The sequence below is a fragment of the Thalassospira sp. ABD4_177 genome, assembly GCF_056160125.1.
The window spans coordinates 1,940,579-1,958,243 of the sequence record NZ_JBSWWO010000001.1; the positions used below are offsets into that span (position 1 = coordinate 1,940,579).

A 17,665-nucleotide genomic window follows, 5' to 3' on the forward strand; every position below is an offset into this window, starting at 1 on the left:
GCGCATAACGCCTTTTATAACGAGAGTCTGAAAATCAGATGTCGCTGAAAGTTGCCATTATCGGTCGCCCCAATGTCGGGAAGTCGACCCTGTTTAACCGTCTGGTCGGCAAAAAGCTGGCACTTGTGGACGATCAGCCCGGCGTGACCCGTGACCGCCGTTACGGCAAGGCGCGCCTTGGCGATATGTCGTTTGACATTATCGACACCGCCGGTCTGGAAGAAGCGTTTGATAATTCCGTCGAAGGCATGATGCGCCAGCAAAGTGAAATGGCGTTCGAGGAATGCGATGTTGCGCTGTTCCTGATTGATGCCCGTGCCGGTCTGACGCCGCTTGATAACCACTTTGCCGATTGGCTGCGCAAACGCCACAAGCCGGTTTATGTCATTGCCAACAAACATGAAGGCAAGGACCAGGATCCCGGCCTTTATGAGGCATATGGTCTTGGCCTTGGCGATGTTGCGCCGATCTCGGCCGAGCATGGCTTGGGCATCGAGTTGCTCTATGACATGCTGGAGCCGCACTGGAAAGAATGGAAAGACCGCGAACGCGTCGCCAAACAGCATGCCCGTGAGGCCGAAGAAGAAGCCGCCATCGAAGATGATTTCGACGATGAAGACGGTTTTGCCGAGGACGAAGGCGAAGTCTTCCCGTCCTATGAAATCGAATTCAGCGAAGATGACGAAGACGAAGACGGCGAACTGATCGACGAAGGTCCGCGTGACAATTCGAAAATCCAGCTCGCCATCGTTGGGCGTCCGAATGCCGGTAAATCCACGCTTCTCAACCAGCTTTTGGGTGAAAACCGTGTGATGACCGGCCCGCAGGCGGGACTGACCCGTGATTCCATTGCGGTTGACTGGTCTTATGACGGGCGTCCGATCCGTTTGGTCGATACCGCCGGTATGCGCCGCAAGAAGAAGATCGATGACCGCGTTGAAAAGCTTTCGGTTGCCGATACGCTGCGCGTGATCCGCTATGCGCAGGTCGTGGTTCTGATGATCGATGCGACCAATACGCTTGATAAGCAGGACCTGACGATTGCGCGCATGGTACTTGAAGAAGGCCGCGCGCTGATCATTGCGGTTAACAAGTGGGATGCGATCAAGGACAAGGCAGGCGTCATGCAGGAACTGCGTGACAAGCTTGATGTGTCCTTTGCGCAGGCCAAGGGCATTCCGGTCCTGACCTTCTCGGCACTGACCGGGCGGGGCACCGATCGCCTGATGCCGACCGTGCTCGATATCCATGATATCTGGAGCCGGCGTATCTCCACATCGCAGCTCAACCGTTGGCTTGAAGCGACCACCGAGCGCCATCTGCCGCCGGTCATTTCCGGGCGTCGTATTCGCCTGCGCTATATGACCCAGGCGAAATCGCGCCCGCCAAGCTTCTTTATCAACTGCTCCAAGGCGGCTGAACTGCCCGAAAGCTATACGCGCTATCTGATCAATGGTTTGCGCGAAGATTTCGACATGCCGGGCGTTCCGATCCGCATCTATCTGCGCAGCAGCGACAACCCCTTCGCCAACAAGAAAAAGAAACGCTAGTTTCGAACTTCTTGCCAAACAGAACAAAGCCGCCCTTGGAAACGATGGGCGGCTTTTTCGTGCGGTGACTGCGCTTGGCGGGATTTACTTGATCGCGGCAGACGGGCCGTTATCAATGATTTCCTTGATATGCTCAGGCAGGTCGTCTTCGGTGAAGCCTTCCTGAATTTCGCCGTTTTGCACGAAGGCGAAAATATCGGCGATGTCCTGACCGGAAAAATCGATCTGATAGCCCAGATCGGCCTGCTGGAGGGCCAGCATCTGATGCGCGCCGCGCCACATGCGTGCAAAGAACTCAAACGGCTCCCGCGCAATATTCATGTTCGAGGCATCAAGGCTGGTCGCGGTGTTGCTGCCGACATTGTTGACCGAATGACAAATCACACAGCCTCGCTCCGCAAACAGGGTTTTGCCGCGTTCTGCGTCCATTTCCGGCAGGATTACCTTCGAAGCGCTGTTTTCTGATGCTGTGGCGTCTGTGAAGGGTGCGGTGCCGCCAAGGGCCACCAGCATGGCAACGACGCCTAGCGGGCGGATAAATCTGGAAAGACTGGCCGAATTCATAAAATGCCGTGCTCCGATGCCGGTGGCGGGTTGATATTTGACCCATGCTATCGGTCAAACACCAGTTATGGCAATGCCTTGATCTGCTTTTTGTGTCCGATTTGGCAGTTGGCTGGTCGTGCATGAAAAAAGGGCCCGCGTGGGGCCCTTGGATTTTGTGGTGTTCTGTTCGCGATCAGGACGCGTTGACCACTTCACCATGTTTGGTGCAGGACGCTTCTGCCAGATCGACGAAAACATCGGTGATGCTTTCGGGTGTCGGAAGCGTTTCGGGATCTTCGCCCGGATAGGCTTCGGCGCGCATTTTGGTGCGGATACGGCCCGGATTGACGAGGTTCACCTTGACCTTGGTCTCTTCGAGTTCCTGCGCATAGGACAGAACAAGGCTTTCAAGTGCCGCCTTGGTCGAGGCATAGACCCCCCAGAAGGCGCGTCCTTTGGAGGAAGCGTTCGAGGTCACAAAGATCGCCCGACCGGCATCCGAGAGCTGCAGGAGCTTGTCTGTGGTGCGGATCAGGTGGAAGTTTGCCGTGACGTTGGTGGCATAGGTGTTCTGGAAGACCTGTGCATCAATATGGCCCACCGGGGCGATTTCGCCCAGAAGGCCTGCATTACCCACCACGATGTCAAGCTTGCCAAACCGCTCATAGATCGTCGGACCCAGAATGTCGATCTTGTCAAACATGGTGAGATCCAGCGGCAGCAGGGTGATCTTGCCGCCAGCATCAGTGACGTCGTCGCTCAGTTCTTCGAGCGCGCCGACATTACGGCCAACGGCAATCACATGCGCGCCTTCGGCGGCAAAGCGTTTGGCAACTGCACATCCGATGCCATGCGATGCCCCGGTGATCAGGGCGACGCGACCTTCAAGCCGCTTGTTGTCGGTCATGCGGACTGCCTTTCCACCAGCTGAGTGAGCTTGCGGTCCTTGTTTTCGGCATTGTGATCGGTGAGCTTGATCGGGTAGTCGCCGGTAAAGCAGGCATCACAGAATGCCGGATCGTCATTGTCGCGGCCCGGAAGGCCGGTCGCACGATAGAGACCATCAATGGTGACAAAGGCCAGGCTGTCGACGCCAATGATCTTCGCCATGCTTTCAATGTCGTGATTGGCCGCCATCAGCTTGTCTTTGGATGGGGTATCAACACCATAGAAGCAGGGGTTCATGGTCGGCGGGCTGGTGATCCGCATATGCACCTCTGCTGCACCAGCCTGACGGACCAGATCAACGATCTTGGTCGAAGTGGTGCCACGCACGATCGAGTCATCAACCAGAATAACGCGCTTGCCCTTGAGCTTGCCCGGGTTGGCGTTGTGTTTCAGCTTCACGCCAAGGTGGCGGATCTGGTCGGTCGGCTCAATAAAGGTACGCCCGACATAATGGTTGCGGATGATGCCCAGTTCGAAGGGAATTCCACTTTCTTCGGCGTAACCAAGCGCGGACGGCACGCCGGAATCCGGGATCGGCACGACAACGTCGGCATCAACAGCGGATTCAATCGCCAGTTCGCGACCGATATTCTTGCGCACGTCATAGACGCTCGTGCCTTCGACGATGCTGTCGGGGCGGGCGAAATAGACATGCTCGAAAATGCAGAAACGCGATTTTTGCGGCTTGAACGGCTTGATCGAACGCAGGCCATCATCAGTGATCTCAACGATCTCGCCCGGTTCGACGTCGCGGATGAATTCTGCGCCAACGATATCAAGGCCAACCGTTTCCGATGACAGGATATAGGCGTCATTAAGCTTGCCCAGAACCAGCGGACGGACACCCAGCGGGTCACGCACACCAATCAGTTTCTTCTGGGTCATGACGACCAGCGAATAGGCACCTTCAACCTGACGCACTGCATCGATCAGGCGATCGACGATCTTTTCATAAAGGCTGGTTGCGATCAGGTGAATGAAGGTTTCGGTATCCGAGGTCGATTGAAAAATCGAGCCACGCTTGACCAGACGTTCCCGCACGGCAAGCGAGTTGGTCAGGTTGCCGTTATGAGCAATCGCCAGACCCCCGAATTCGAAATCGGCAAATAGCGGCTGCACGTTGCGAAGGCCCTTGCCGCCCGCTGTCGAGTAGCGAACATGGCCAACCGCACGGTGACCGGGCAGGCTTTTGATGACATCCTCGGATCCGAAGATATCGCCAACCTGGCCGGATGCCCGGTGTGCCGGAAAATCTTCGCCGTCATAGGACACAATGCCCGCGGCTTCCTGTCCACGATGTTGCAGGGCATGCAGGCCAAGGGCCGTCAGCGCCGTCGCATCGGGGGAGCCAAATACGCCAAAGACGCCACATTCTTCACGTAGCTTATCGTCGTCAAATGGATTGGTGGTCAGCATGAGTGGGTTCCGCTCTCTCGCCGGTGGCGCACGGAATTCGTCACATTTACGAAACCCACACGCCTCACTCGTTGGTGGTCGCCTCGATCAGACGATCCAAATCATCGCGCGAGGGCCTTGTATACCCGTTTAGGGGCGCGGGTCCAGTCCCTTTTGGCTCCGGGCCAAGAAGTTGGCGATAGGTTCTTTCGTTCTCATCGGCCTCACGCTGAGCGCGCTCAAGCTCTTGGGCGGTGGTATCGAAAATTTCGTCAGGTGCCATGCGCATAATGAGGAAGGCACCTTCTTCGAGAACCGGGCGGGTGCGGGCATCGCGGACCCAGTCGGGTTGCGAATCTGCCGGCAGCAACCAGGACAGGGCCAGAAAACCGATACAAACGATCAACGCCCCGCGCACAAGCCCGAAAACAAAGCCAAGCGTGCTATCAAGGCTATCAAGCCCGGAATTCTGCACCGCCCGGCCAATCCGCCCGCTGATGAACGAGAAAATCAAAAACGAAATCAGAAACAGACCAACACCGGTTGCCAGATCGGCAATCAGTTCGGACGGGATCAGTTCACGGACATAGGGGCGCGTGACCGGATAGCCATAAAGCGCAAAAAGCCCGGCCCCGACCCAGCCCATCATCGAAAGGGTCTCGTGGATAAAACCGCGGAAAAAGGCAAAGATCCCCGAGATCAGCAAAATGCCGACAACAATCAGGTCAAACACATCACGTGCGCCAAGATCGGGAAGGGCGGAGAAATCCATCTATTCGTAAACCTTGTTCGTCAGTCCGGGTGGAGGGCGAGATCGCGTTAAAGGCGCTTAATACATGCCTTCGCGCGGACGCACCTTGTCGCGCACATCGTCGCCGAAGAGGTTTACCAAATCCTGAAGATGGCCGATTTCGGTCTGATTGAGGCCCTTGATCGAAAGCTTCTTCTTGCCCTGCGTGCCGTTCTTGGGGGTATAGGCATTGCCAAAACCAAGTTTGGTGGCTTCTTTCAACCGCGATTCGAGTTGCCCGACCGGGCGGACCTCGCCTGACAGGCCGATTTCACCGACAATCACGGTCTCGTTCGGAACTGGGGCATCGGCAACGGCCGAAATCAGGGCCGCGGCAACCGCCATGTCGGCCGCCGGTTCGCCAACCCGCAAGCCACCGGCAACGTTCAGATACACATCAAACTGACTAAGCGGCAGGCCACAACGGGCATCCAGCACGGCCAAAATCATGTTCATGCGCGCAGAGTCCCAACCGACAACCGCACGACGCGGGGTGGCAAGTGCGGATTGCGCAACAAGCGCCTGAATTTCAACCAGCATCGGGCGCGTGCCTTCAAGCCCGGCAAAGACGGCTGTGCCACTGACGGGCGAGTCACGGTCTGCCAGGAACAGGGCGGATGGGTTGGGCACTTCGACAAGGCCGCCATCGCCCATTTCAAACACGCCGATTTCATCGGTCGCGCCAAAACGGTTTTTAACCGCACGCAGGATACGGAACTGATGGCCGCGTTCGCCTTCGAAATACAGAACCGTGTCGACCATGTGTTCAAGCACGCGCGGACCGGCAATCTGGCCTTCCTTGGTGACGTGACCAACCAGCAGGACGGCAAAGCCCTTGCGCTTGGCAAGCCGGATCAATTCCAGTGCACAGGCGCGGACCTGCGATACGGTGCCGGGCGCGCTATCAAGCGTGTCGGCATACATGGTCTGGATGGAGTCAATCACCACCACGTCATGATTGCTGGCTTCAAGGGTGGTGATGATATCGCGCAGGCTGGTGGCGGCGGCAAAATCGACCTTGGATTTTTCAAGCCCCAGACGACTTGCGCGCATGCGGACCTGATCAACCGCTTCCTCGCCCGAGATATAGGCGCATTTATGTTTGGCGGCCATCGCACCGACGGCCTGCAAAAGGATGGTTGATTTACCAATCCCCGGATCGCCACCGACCAGGAGGGCCGACCCCGGCACAAGACCACCACCACAGGCGCGATCAAGTTCGGCAATACCACTGATCAGGCGTTTGGGGCTGGCGCTTTCACCCTCAAGGGCGACGAAATCGATGGTCTTGCCCTTCGCCCCGCCGGCAATGCCGCCGGTGGCCTTGGGGCCGCTTTCAACGCGCTCTTCCTCGATGCTGTTCCATTCGCCGCAGGCATCACAGCGCCCGGTCCATTTGCGGTATTCGGCACCACAGTTTTGGCAGATGAAACGGCTTTGGGTTTTGGCCACAGAATGCTCCGCAGATCAGGGAAGTGTTAGTAAATATTCGTGTTGGTCAGGCAGACCGAATTCAGAGATGCTTGAGATCAAGTTCAAGCGGACCTTCGATATCACCGGCAACGAATTGTTGCAAATAGGGGTTATCGGAACCGTCAATATCGGCAACCGGACCATCCCAGATGATCTTGCCCTGATAGAGCATGGCGACGCGATCGGCGATCTTGCGCGCACTGGCCATGTCATGGGTGATGGTCATGGCACTGGCACCTAGTTCACGGGTACATTTGACGATCAGATCATTGATGACATCGCCCATGATCGGGTCAATGCCGGTGGTCGGTTCATCAAAGAACAGGATTTCCGGTTCGGTCGCGATAGCACGTGCCAGACCGACACGTTTTTGCATGCCGCCCGAAAGCGATGCCGGGGACATATTGGCGATATCCGCCCCCAACCCGACATCTTCAAGCCGTGCAATCGCAAGATCACGCGCCTTGGACGCCTTCATGCCCTGACCTTCGATCAGGCCAAAGGCGACGTTTTCCCATACGGTGAGCGAGTCAAAAAGCGCAGCCCCCTGAAACAGCATGCCGGTCTTTGCCAGCATCGCTTCGCGTTCTGCCCGAGAGGCGGTTGTCATTTCAACGCCATCGACCTTGATGGATCCTTGATCCGGTGTCAGAAGACCCAGCACGCATTTCAGGGTGACGGACTTGCCGGTGCCCGATCCGCCAATAATGGCGACCGATTCACCGGGGGCGACATCAAGGTCGACACCCTGAAGCACCTTTTTCGGGCCAAAGCCCTTGTGGACGTTTCGAAGCGATATCTTGGCTGTGCTGGTCATGATCCTGTCACCGGCCCTTATCGCGTGAAGAACAGTTCGGTGACGATATAGTTCGAAATCAGGATCAGGATGGAGCTTGATACAACCGCATTGGTCGTTGCCTGACCCACGCCTTGCGCACCGCCACGGGAATGATAGCCGTGATAGCAGCCCATCAGGGTGATGATAAAGCCAAACACCGCGGCCTTCACAAGGCCCGACACCACATCAAGCTGTTCAAGATACTGGAAGGTATTGCGGATATAGGAGCCGTCATTAAAGCCAAGCTTGTTCACGCCCACCAGATAACCGCCCATAACCCCGATGATATCGCCGATCAGAACCAGAACGGGCAGGGTGATCAGGCCGGCCACCACACGCGGCACGACCAGATATTTGAACGGATTGGTCGACAGGGTCACCAGTGCATCGATCTGCTCGGTCACGCGCATGGTGCCGATTTCAGCGGCAATCGCCGCACCAACACGGCCCGCCACCATCAGACCCGCCAGAACCGGACCCAATTCACGGGTCATGGAAATGACAACCACGGTCGCAACCGCACTTTCGGCTGAAAAACGCGAGAACCCGGAATATGATTGCAGCGCCAGAACCATCCCGGCAAACAGGGTGGTCATGGCCACCACCGGCAGCGAGAAATAACCGATTTCACGCATCTGTTTGAGAATCAGGCGGAAATAGATCGTTGGTGTGACCATGTGGCCAATCGTGCGACCCGCAAAGACCGTGACGCGACCGACAAGGGCCAAAAAGGTCAGAAACATATGGCCAACCGGCGCAAAGATCGGCATCTGTACTTCGAAGTCCCCTGTTATCGGCCGGTTATTTTATTGGGCCGGTTATGTTTTTTCAGTTCTCTGTATAGACCCGCCGGTAGCGATGTCCAAGCGAAGTTAGAATTTCATAACCGATTGTACCAGCAGCAGATGCAACGTCGTCAACCGTCATCTTCTCATCAAGAAGCGGAACCATGTCCCCGGTCTTGAGAGGCTTGCCCGGAAGGTCGGTGACATCGACCGTGATCGCATCCATCGAAACACGCCCGACATAGGGAACTTCGTAACCGTTGATGATCAGCTTGCCGGTGTTTGACAGCGAGCGCAGCCAGCCATCCGCATAACCAACCGCAAGGGTGGCGATTTTGGTTTTACGCTTGGCCGTCCAGGTGCCGCCATATCCGACCGCCTGGTTTTCATCGATCTCGCGAACCTGCAGGACTTTAACCTTAAGGTTCACGACAGAGCGCATCGGGTTGGTGGCTTCCGAGGTCGGATTGCCGCCCCAAAGCGCGATGCCCGGGCGGCAGAATTCCAGATGGTAGTCGTCATTGCGGAAAATCGCCGACGAGTTACAGAAACCACGCGGGGCCGGCGGCAGACGGCGGTACCATTTCATGAACAGGTCATACTGTTCCTTGGTTACCGGATTTTCCGCCTCGTCGGCTGCGACCGGGTGGGTCATGTAACCGGCTTTTTCAAACCCGTAGAGCAGCGATGAATAACGATCAACCAGCTCGCTGACTTCTTTGGGCGTCAGGCCAAGGCGGCTCATGCCGGTATCAAGATGGATAAAGGCCGGGGCCGGACGTTCATATTCACGGCACAGGTTTGACCAACGTTCGATCTGCTCAAGATCATTCAGAACCGGGATAACGTCATTTTCAATAAAGAACGCCTCGTCACCGGGCAGAACACCGTTCAGAACTGCAATCCGTCCGCCGCCCCGCAAGAGCGGGAACAGTTCGGCTGCTTCGTTGGCATGTGCCACGAAGAACAGGCAGCAGCCCTGCTTTTTGAGGACCGGGACGATTGTCTGGGCACCAAGACCATAGGCATTCGCCTTTACCACGGCTGCACAGGTGCGCCCGGTATAGCGTTTGGTCAGGGTGTGATAGTTGTCGGCAACTGCTTTCAGATTGATCTGCAGTTCCGCGCACTCGGCAGCACGGCCGACGGCGGGAAGAACGGTCATTCGTAATACCCCGTGGAATCCGTTGATGGAAAGGCCTGGGCCTTATTCCTGTTCAAACTCTTCTTCTGTGTGATCAAGATCGCCAAACTTGGTGTAGTTCCCGTCAAAGAACAGGCGCACGTTGCCCACCGGGCCGTGACGCTGTTTGGCAACAATAACCTCTGCGGTGTTGTAGACGTGGTTCAAACGGTCCTGCCATTGCGAATAGCGCTCACCGAACTTGTCGGTGGCCTCTTCCGGGCGCTGGGCCGGTTCGGCACGTTCGAGATAATATTGTTCGCGATAAATAAACATCACGACGTCGGCATCCTGCTCGATCGAGCCGGATTCACGAAGGTCGGAAAGCTGCGGACGTTTGTCTTCGCGTTGTTCGACCGCACGTGAAAGCTGCGACAGGGCCAGAACCGGAACTTCAAGCTCCTTGGCAATGGCCTTGAGCATTCGGGTAATCTCGGAGACTTCTTGCACGCGGCCGTCACCGCGGAAGTTGGTCGGCGGTGCCAGAAGCTGCAGGTAATCGACGACGATCATCGCAAGGCCGTGCTGGCGCTTAAGCCGACGGCAACGGGTGCGAAGGGTCGAGACCGGAAGGGCCGGTGTATCATCGATATACAGCGGAACGGTGTTAAGTTCCTGGGTGGCGTGCATCAGGCGCTCAAAGTCCTGCTCGGTCAGATCGCCGCGGCGCATGTTATCGCCAGATACTTCTGCCGCCTGCGAAAGAAGTCGCCCGGCAAGCTGCTCGGCGGCCATCTCAAGCGAGAAGACGGCAACGGCTCCGGTACGTGTTTCATCGCGGGTATCTTCGCCCGCGGCACGGTTTTGATGCGATGCGATGGCGGCATTAAAGGCCACGTTCATCGCAAGTGCCGTTTTACCCATTGACGGACGACCTGCAAGGATCAGCAAGTCAGACGGGTGCAAACCGCCCAGCTTGCGGTCAATGTCGCGCAAACCGGTGGTGACACCAACAACCCGCCCGGCGTTCTTATAGGCGTGATCGATATTTTCATACGCCTTGGCAAGAGCCGGGCCAAAGGCTACGAAGCCGGACTCTGCCGAACCGGCGGTCGCCAGCGAGAACAGTTTCTGTTCGGCTTTTTCGATCTGGTTGGTGGCGTCGGTATCAAGTTCATACTGATAGGCTTCATTGACGACTTCCTCGCCAAGCTCGATCAGTTCGCGCCGAAGATACAGGTCATAAACCAACTGGCCATAGTCACCGGCATTGATGACCGAGACGAGGTTGTTGGACAGTTCTGCGAGATATTGCGCACCGCCGATTTCGGCAAGATGTTCGTCCTGCTTGAAATAGGCTTTCAGCGTAACCGGGTTGGCCAGTTGGCCGCGTTCGATCAGCTTGCCGCACGCTTCAAAGATGCGTCCGTGACGCCCATCTGCGAAATGTTCGGGGCGCAGGATATCGGACACGCGCTCATAGGCGGCGTTGTTATTGAGTACCGCGCCAAGAAGGGCTGCCTCCGCCTCGAAATTGTGCGGCGCCATGCGTTCGAGCACCATATCGGTGTCGTCACCATGGTCCGGTTCAAGCGGGGCAAACAGGGCATCTAAATTGGGATCTGTCATGGGCCGAAAAGGTAGCAGGCATCAGCATGACCGCAAAGGGTTAATCGCGTGTGCTCATAGCCGGTATTCCGCCAGCGCAGGGGTCGGGGTGTGCGCAGACCTCTGAAATGGCTTGGAGAATTTTCAGGCGGTCGTTGAACTACTCAAAAGAAAACGGCGCATCCTCGCGGATGCGCCGTTTTTGAATGTCGTCGAAGACCCTCGCAATTAAGCGTTGGTTTCTTCTTCGTCTTCTGCAGCAGCTTCGATAGCTTCTGCAACGTCTTCCGGAACTTCTTCTTCGAAGAGTTCTTCAGCGGCTTCCAGAGCTTCCTCTTCTTCCGCTTCCATTTCCTCGATGGTGCCCAGAACAGCAGAGCCCTTACGGAGCTGTTCTGCGGCATCTTCTTCGGAACGTGCAACGTTGGCAGTTACTTCAACGATAACTTCCGGGTGCAGGTTGATGCGAACCTGGTGCAGACCAAGGGTCTTGATCGGCTGATCAAGAACGACCTGGGTACGGGCAACAGTGAAGCCTGCTTCGGTTACTGCGTTTGCGATATCGCGGGCAGTGACCGAACCGTAAAGCTGGCCAACATCGGATGCCTGACGAACGATGGTGACTGCGAGTTCACCCATCTTCTCGGAAACAGCTTCTGCTTCCTTACGGCGTTCCAGGTTGTCAGCTTCGAGCTGTGCTTTCTGTGCTTCGAACACAGAGATGTTTGCTTTGGTTGCACGAAGGGCCATGCCCTGCGGCAGCAAGCGGTTGCGGGCGTGGCCCGGCTTGACAGTGACTACGTCACCCATCTGACCGAGTTTTTCTACCCGCTGGAGCAGAATAACTTCCATCACCGATCCTCCTCATTGCTACGGGTCATCGGTTCTTTCCCCCGCAGCCTGATTAAATGCTCAACAATTCCAAGTCCGGTGATCGCAATAAACGACCAAGTGGACAGAACCGCGACGATGTAAAACACCGTCAGAATTACACGTTTTTGCGGCCATCGGGCTGCCTGCCCATGCACCAGCGCCAATCCCTGAAACAGGAACGGCACTGCCAGTACCACCGCGACGTTGCGCGCCACATAAGCCAGCGAACCATCGGCAAAGCCGACCGTAAACCCGGCCAGGGCAAACGCAAACAGTGACCAGCCAGGCAAGGCAAAGGTTGCCATACTTGGTGTCGGACGCAGGTTTTTGCCTGCACGCACCAAAATTGCCTGTGCGATTGCCGCATTGGCGAACAGCATCAAAAGCCAGCTCACCGCTGCAATCGCCGGGAAGTACGTCTGGAACATACCAATCAGACCCTGAACATCGGATGTCATAGGGACACCCATTTCCGAGTACATCTGGCTCAGGAACTTCGCGATGAAGTCCTGAATGTCCACACCTTCCGCCGTCAGTGTTCCGGTAACGAAAATCATTACCGTCGCGACCATGACGGCCATGGCGCTTACAACAATTCCGGAAGGCAGAAAGGCAAGATTGCCATTTTCGTCTTTCCGGATGACCAGCGCCATGCGGGTCAACAACATCGCCGGTCCGGCAAACACGACCATAAAGACCGTGAAGGGCAGTAATCCCCCCATAAGGATGAGGGCAATACATGCGGCAAATGCCGCAACCAGCAGGCGTTTGGGCCCTTGCCACAATCCCGTAAGGAAAAGCGGCAGATGCCCGAAGTATGAGAGCAAAAGAGCAAACGGATTTCCTGATAGAACCAGCAGGAACAGAACGGCACTGCCAAGTCCGGTCCCGATCGCTATGAGGGTATCACGTTGCATCATCTACTCCCGGCCCGAGACCTCAAAAGGGTCTCTTGCCGACTGCCTCAGACCTGGTCTGCGTAAGGCAGCAGCGCCAGGAAGCGTGCACGTTTGATGGCTTTCGCCAGTTCGCGCTGCTTCTTGGCCGAAACCGCAGTGATACGGCTCGGAACGATTTTGCCGCGTTCGGAAACGAAACGCTGCAGCAGTTTGACATCTTTGTAGTCAATCTTCGGCGCATCCGCACCCGAGAACGGGCAGGTTTTGCGACGACGGAAAAACAGACGACGTCCAGCCATGATATTATCTCCTCGCTATCTGTTAGCCGTTCTGACGGGGACCACCACGGCGATTACCGCCACGGCCGCCGCGCTCGTCGCGGTTGCGCAGAATTGCTGACTGTTCTTCTTCGAACTCGTCAACTTTGACAGTCATCTGGCGCAGAACGTCTTCGTTCAGGCGCATCTGACGCTCGTATTCCGCGATCGCGTCTTTGTCAGCTTCGATCTGGAAGAGGGTATAGTGGCCTTTGCGGTTCTTTTTGACACGGTATGCCAGGGAACGCAGACCCCAATATTCGGTTTTGGCGATTTTGCCGCCGAGACCTTCGATGGTCTGGGTCAGCTTTTCGTTCAGGCTTTCGACCTGTGCGGTCGAGAAGTCCTGACGTGCGATAAACACGCTTTCGTACTTGCTCATAATACTCCTATTACTCCTTTTGGCTTATCTCTTCCTGACATGACCTCGTGCCATGCAGGCATAGCCGGGCGATCCCGGCAAGGAGCCGTGAGACGGCGGAATATACACTTTTCACCCATGAGTGCAACGCCAAATGCAGCTTTTTGCCGTTTACGGGATGGACGGATCAATTCTCCATGATCCGCAGGAAACTGCTGGTTTCTGACTCCTTCATGGCATTGGGTCAGCGTTGCGGTTTTGTGATAACCGTCATGCGTGGATTTGGGAAGGGGGCTTTTGAGCCGCTCCGCACGCGTTCTTGGGGGGCTGGGCCCCGGAAATGGCGGCGGTCGGTCTGTGCGCGGCCTGACCCCGCGACAGGGTGGCAAACCGGGGCGTTTTGTGCGCTGCGCAACAGGCAATCCTTCGTAAATGGTGCAAAATATGCCATAAACGCGCTGACGCGATATTAAGCCCCAAACAGCATGCCTGTATTTATAAAGTGCATCATTAAGGGCTTGGAAACATGAAACGGATCACGCCCGGCGGGTTTCAGTTCTTGACAGTGCGCTAACGCACGTTATCAAGGGTGGCTCAATTTCAAGGGGCCGGATTTCGGCACAGCCTTCGTAGAAGCTGACAAGGGTTTAGTTATATAATGACACGCGCACTCGTTTTCCCCGGCCAGGGGTCGCAAGCGGTAGGTATGGGCAAGGAACTGGCAGATGCATTTCCGGTTGCCCGCGAAGTTTTCCAGGAAGTTGATGACGCGCTTTCCCAAAAGCTGAGCGCACTGATGTTCGAAGGACCGGAAAACGAACTGACCCTGACGGAGAATGCGCAGCCGGCTCTGATGGCGGTCAGCCTTGCCGTGACCCGCGTTCTTGAAAACGAAGGTGGTTTCACCCTGACCGACAAATGCGATCTGGTCGCGGGCCACTCGCTTGGTGAATATTCAGCCCTTGCGGCGGCGGGCACTTTTGCCATTGCCGATGCGGCGCGTCTGTTGAAAATCCGTGGTCAGGCAATGCAGGCTGCTGTTCCGGTCGGCGTCGGTGCGATGGCAGCTCTTCTTGGGCTTGATTATGTCGATGCCGTTGCCGTTGCCGAAGAAGCCGCCCAGGGCGAAGTTTGCACCGCGGCCAATGACAATGCCAGCGGGCAGGTCGTTGTTTCCGGTCACAAGGCCGCTGTTGAACGCGCGATTGAAATCGCCAAGGAAAAGGGTGCCAAGCGCGCCGTCCTGCTGCCGGTATCGGCACCGTTCCATTGCGCCCTGATGCAGCCCGCCGCCGATCGCATGGCAGAAGCACTGGCCGCTGTAACCATGAATGCGCCGGGCAAACCGGTCGTTGCCAACGTGACGGCTGAAAAAACAGACGATCCGGAAACCATTCGTAAACTCCTTGTAGAGCAGGTTTGCGGCACCGTGCGCTGGCGTGAGACGGTTCTTTATATGAAAGAGCAGGGCATCACCGATCTGGTCGAGATCGGCGCAGGCAAGGTTTTGACCGGTATGGTACGCCGCATTGACCGCGAACTGAGTGGTACGGCTGTCAACGGTCCGGCAGATATCGAAGCATTCCTTGGGTCTCTTTAAGAGCACCCGGAAAACAAACGAACCCAAAGGGAACGAAAATCTATGTTTGATCTTGCAGGGAAAACAGCACTCGTAACTGGTGCGACCGGCGGTATCGGTGGCGAAATCGCCAAGGTTCTGGCCGACGCTGGTGCGAAGGTTGCTCTGTCGGGGACCCGTCAGGAACGCCTCGAAGCGGTTGCTGCCGACATTGGCAGTAACGCAGTTGTTGTTCCGGCCAACCTTTCGGATTCAGAGTCGGTCGACAGCCTGATCAAAAATGCTGAAGAAGCCCTTGGCGGTCAGCTGGATATTCTGGTCAACAATGCGGGCATCACTCGTGACCAGCTTGCCATGCGTCTGAAAGACGAAGACTGGCAGGCGGTTCTAGATGTCAACCTGACCTCGGCCTTCAAACTTGCGCGCAACTCGCTGCGCGGCATGATGAAACGCCGTCATGGTCGCATCATCAATATCACCTCGATCGTCGGTGTGACCGGTAACCCGGGTCAGACCAACTATGCCGCAGCCAAAGCCGGCATGATCGGCTGGTCGAAATCGCTGGCACAGGAAGTTGCTGCACGCGGGATCACGGTAAATTGTGTGGCACCTGGTTTTATCACCACGGCGATGACTGAAGAACTCGGAGATGCCCAGAAAGAGAAGCTTTTGGGCGGTATCCCGGCAGGTCGCATGGGCGACAGCAAAGAGATCGCAGCAGCGGTTCTGTATCTTGCGAGTGACGAAGCTGCTTATGTCACAGGACAGACCTTGCATGTGAATGGCGGAATGGCGATGATTTAACCCGTTGCGGGTTGCCTTCTTTTCTGTTTAAAAGAGGCCGCTATACCAAATATTGAAACTGGCGATTGTTTGTTGTCGGTTTCCGGTTCCCGGGAACTCCTTCAATAGGGGGATGGAACGGGCACCACGTTTACACTACTGACAGAAAACCTATTGAAGGATTTGAGCTATGAGTGATGTCGCAGATCGCGTGAAGAAGATCGTTGTCGAGCACCTCGGTGTTGAAGAAGACAAGGTCACTGAAAACGCAAGCTTCATCGACGATCTGGGCGCAGACAGCCTGGACACCGTTGAGCTGGTTATGGCGTTTGAAGAAGAGTTCGGTTGTGAAATCCCGGACGACGCGGCTGAAAAAATTCTGACCGTTAAAGACGCGATCGACTTCATCGAAAAGGCGGACAGCTAAGTTTGCTGTCAGACATGGGCGCCAGAGGGCATCCTCAGGCGCCCTTTTCGTCTTTGCTGGATTCATAAAATAAAGGCGTAATGCGGGATGAGACGCGTAGTTGTTACCGGTATTGGTGCTGTTACTCCGCTTGCAAGCGGTGCACAGAATACTTGGCAGAAACTGCTGAACAGCCAATCCGGGATCAAAGGCATCGATACGTTTGACGTGTCGGATATCCCTGCCAAGATCGCAGGCCTTGTGCCGCGCGGTGAGGGTGACGGACTTTTCAACGCTGAAAATCATGTCTCGATCAAAGACATGAAAAAAATGGACGATTTCATCGTCTACGGGATTGCTGCTGCCGATCAGGCACTTGAGGATTCTGGCTGGAAGCCGGAAACCGAAGAAGATCAGGAATCCACCGGCGTTCTGATCGGTTCGGGTATCGGTGGTCTGCCCAAGATTTCCGAAGCAACCGATCTGGTCAATAACGGCAAGACCCGCCGCGTCAGTCCGTTCTTCATTCCGTCCTGCCTGATCAACCTGGTCTCTGGTCAGGTTTCGATCAAACATGGTCTTAAAGGTCCGAACCACGCGGTTGTGACCGCATGTTCGACCGGTGCACACGCCGTTGGCGACGCATCCCGCATGATCATGCTCGGTGATGCCGATGTCATGGTTGCCGGTGGTGCCGAAGCTGCTGTCTGCCGTCTTGGCATGGCGGGCTTTGCTGCTGCACGTGCGCTTTCGACCGGTTACAACGACACGCCGACCGAAGCATCCCGTCCGTGGGATGAAGGCCGTGACGGTTTCGTCATGGGCGAAGGTGCCGGTTGTGTCGTTCTTGAAGAATACGAACACGCCAAGGCGCGTGGTGCGAAGATCTACGCCGAAGTTGCCGGTTACGGCATGTCGGGTGATGCCTATCACATCACCGCACCGGCCGAAGACGGCAATGGCGGTTTCCGTTCGATGCGCAATGCGATCCGCAATGCGGGTCTGAACCCGGAAGACGTCGATTACGTAAATGCCCACGGTACTTCGACTCCGTTGGGCGACGAAATCGAACTGGGTGCCGTCAAACGTCTGTTTGGCGATCATGCCCAGAGCATGTCGATGTCTTCGACCAAATCGGCAACCGGTCACCTTCTCGGTGCTGCCGGTGCGATTGAAGCAGTGTTCTCGATCCTTGCGATCCACGAAGGCGTCGTTCCGCCGACCCTGAACCTGCGCGATCCTTCGGAAGCCTGCAAAGGCATCGATCTGGTTCCGTTGGAAGCCAAAAAGCGCAAAGTCAATGTTGCGCTGTCGAACTCGTTCGGCTTCGGTGGCACCAACGCGTCGCTTGTGTTCAAAGCCGTTTAAACAGCAGAGCAAACCCGGGAGCA

The 17,665-nt window shown here is 56.2% G+C and carries 18 protein-coding genes; 5 read left to right on the top strand and 13 right to left on the bottom strand.

What is annotated here, in order from left to right:
- Positions 1-38: 38 nt before the first annotated feature.
- Complete coding sequence (gene der, locus ACXAF0_RS08860; RefSeq protein ID WP_475345516.1) at positions 39-1,550, top strand: ribosome biogenesis GTPase Der; 1,512 nt, start codon at positions 39-41, stop codon at positions 1,548-1,550.
- Positions 1,551-1,634: 84 nt separating this feature from the next.
- Here the strand turns inward: der and ACXAF0_RS08865 are convergent, their stop codons facing one another.
- The 13 genes from ACXAF0_RS08865 to rpsF form a co-directional block, all read right to left on the bottom strand.
- Positions 1,635-2,114 (bottom strand): c-type cytochrome, encoded by a 480-nt coding sequence (locus ACXAF0_RS08865; RefSeq protein WP_475345517.1) that lies wholly within the window; start codon positions 2,112-2,114, stop codon positions 1,635-1,637.
- 175 nt (positions 2,115-2,289) lie between these two features.
- Positions 2,290-3,003, bottom strand: coding sequence for an SDR family NAD(P)-dependent oxidoreductase (locus ACXAF0_RS08870; protein ID WP_475345518.1), 714 nt, complete (start codon positions 3,001-3,003; stop codon positions 2,290-2,292).
- Complete coding sequence (gene purF, locus ACXAF0_RS08875; protein ID WP_475345519.1) at positions 3,000-4,460, bottom strand: amidophosphoribosyltransferase; 1,461 nt, start codon at positions 4,458-4,460, stop codon at positions 3,000-3,002. Before purF ends, ACXAF0_RS08870 begins: the two co-directional genes overlap by 4 nt.
- Before the next feature lie 64 nt (positions 4,461-4,524).
- Positions 4,525-5,211 carry a CvpA family protein gene (locus tag ACXAF0_RS08880; RefSeq protein WP_475345520.1) on the bottom strand — a complete coding sequence of 229 codons (687 nt, stop codon included), beginning with the start codon at positions 5,209-5,211 and terminating at the stop codon, positions 4,525-4,527.
- Positions 5,212-5,268: 57 nt separating this feature from the next.
- Positions 5,269-6,681, bottom strand: coding sequence for a DNA repair protein RadA (gene radA, locus ACXAF0_RS08885; RefSeq protein ID WP_475345521.1), 1,413 nt, complete (start codon positions 6,679-6,681; stop codon positions 5,269-5,271).
- Positions 6,682-6,742: 61 nt separating this feature from the next.
- A complete protein-coding gene (locus ACXAF0_RS08890; protein ID WP_475345522.1) occupies positions 6,743-7,519 on the bottom strand; it encodes an ABC transporter ATP-binding protein in 777 nt (258 codons plus the stop codon).
- A 17-nt stretch (positions 7,520-7,536) separates the two neighbouring features.
- Positions 7,537-8,310 carry an MlaE family ABC transporter permease gene (locus tag ACXAF0_RS08895; protein WP_475345523.1) on the bottom strand — a complete coding sequence of 258 codons (774 nt, stop codon included), beginning with the start codon at positions 8,308-8,310 and terminating at the stop codon, positions 7,537-7,539.
- Positions 8,311-8,368: 58 nt separating this feature from the next.
- A complete protein-coding gene (alr, locus tag ACXAF0_RS08900) occupies positions 8,369-9,490 on the bottom strand; it encodes an alanine racemase (RefSeq protein ID WP_475345524.1) in 1,122 nt (373 codons plus the stop codon).
- A 42-nt stretch (positions 9,491-9,532) separates the two neighbouring features.
- Positions 9,533-11,077, bottom strand: a complete 1,545-nt coding sequence (locus tag ACXAF0_RS08905; protein WP_475345525.1) for a replicative DNA helicase — start codon at positions 11,075-11,077, stop codon at positions 9,533-9,535.
- 207 nt (positions 11,078-11,284) lie between these two features.
- Positions 11,285-11,908: a 50S ribosomal protein L9 gene (gene rplI, locus ACXAF0_RS08910; RefSeq protein ID WP_475345526.1), complete on the bottom strand. Its 624-nt coding sequence runs from the start codon at positions 11,906-11,908 to the stop codon at positions 11,285-11,287.
- The gene (locus tag ACXAF0_RS08915) at positions 11,908-12,846 is read right to left on the bottom strand and encodes a DUF2232 domain-containing protein (RefSeq protein WP_475345527.1); all 939 of its coding nucleotides are present in this window, start codon (positions 12,844-12,846) and stop codon (positions 11,908-11,910) included. Before ACXAF0_RS08915 ends, rplI begins: the two co-directional genes overlap by 1 nt.
- Before the next feature lie 47 nt (positions 12,847-12,893).
- Positions 12,894-13,127, bottom strand: a complete 234-nt coding sequence (gene rpsR / locus ACXAF0_RS08920) for a 30S ribosomal protein S18 (protein ID WP_033067602.1) — start codon at positions 13,125-13,127, stop codon at positions 12,894-12,896.
- Positions 13,128-13,149: 22 nt separating this feature from the next.
- Complete coding sequence (rpsF, locus tag ACXAF0_RS08925; protein ID WP_008890544.1) at positions 13,150-13,527, bottom strand: 30S ribosomal protein S6; 378 nt, start codon at positions 13,525-13,527, stop codon at positions 13,150-13,152.
- A gap of 637 nt (positions 13,528-14,164) precedes the next feature.
- Between rpsF and fabD the strand changes: the two genes are divergently transcribed.
- From fabD to fabF, 4 genes are all read left to right on the top strand, one after another.
- The gene (gene fabD, locus ACXAF0_RS08930; protein WP_475345528.1) at positions 14,165-15,106 is read left to right on the top strand and encodes an ACP S-malonyltransferase; all 942 of its coding nucleotides are present in this window, start codon (positions 14,165-14,167) and stop codon (positions 15,104-15,106) included.
- Positions 15,107-15,148: 42 nt separating this feature from the next.
- Positions 15,149-15,889, top strand: a complete 741-nt coding sequence (gene fabG / locus ACXAF0_RS08935; RefSeq protein WP_475345529.1) for a 3-oxoacyl-[acyl-carrier-protein] reductase — start codon at positions 15,149-15,151, stop codon at positions 15,887-15,889.
- A gap of 169 nt (positions 15,890-16,058) precedes the next feature.
- Positions 16,059-16,295 (top strand): acyl carrier protein, encoded by a 237-nt coding sequence (locus ACXAF0_RS08940; protein WP_008890547.1) that lies wholly within the window; start codon positions 16,059-16,061, stop codon positions 16,293-16,295.
- 87 nt (positions 16,296-16,382) lie between these two features.
- A complete protein-coding gene (gene fabF, locus ACXAF0_RS08945; protein WP_475345530.1) occupies positions 16,383-17,642 on the top strand; it encodes a beta-ketoacyl-ACP synthase II in 1,260 nt (419 codons plus the stop codon).
- Positions 17,643-17,665 lie beyond the last annotated feature (23 nt).